The 417-nt window shown below is 40.5% G+C and carries 1 protein-coding gene; it reads right to left on the reverse strand.

The genetic code is table 11. From position 1 onward, the window contains the following. The coding region (locus DXA60_RS18610; protein WP_199536256.1) for an RHS repeat-associated core domain-containing protein at positions 1-417 on the reverse strand (417 nt) is incomplete at both ends.

Consider the following 417-nt stretch of genomic DNA (forward strand, 5'->3'; position numbering starts at 1 on the left):
AAGAGAACTATTCGGATTTACTAAATCTATTCCCTGTGCCACAGGCAAGTAGGTCATATTGGTTGCACCATTAACATTCATTCCAGCTTCTTGAGGTATAGAATACTTATTCCAAACACTAACTGGAATAAGATGATGACGTTGCCATCCTTTTCTAGTAGTCATCCACGATGGCATTCTGCCTAAACCAAATGGATCAAGCTCACACAATGTATCATAAACATATCCATACAGAGTTGGATTACCACCTGCCAATCCAATCGGATCATGCTGCGTATAACATCCTTCCTCTGGCGAATAATACCGGAAACGATTATAATACAATCCCGTCTCTTCATCCTCATACTGCCCCTGGAAACGGAATGGAATTAAATTCTTTTCACCTAATGCTTCCTCCGTTTTTACACGCCCATAGAT

Source organism: Roseburia sp. OF03-24, assembly GCF_003463035.1.
Lineage (GTDB): Bacteria > Bacillota > Clostridia > Lachnospirales > Lachnospiraceae > Roseburia > Roseburia rectibacter.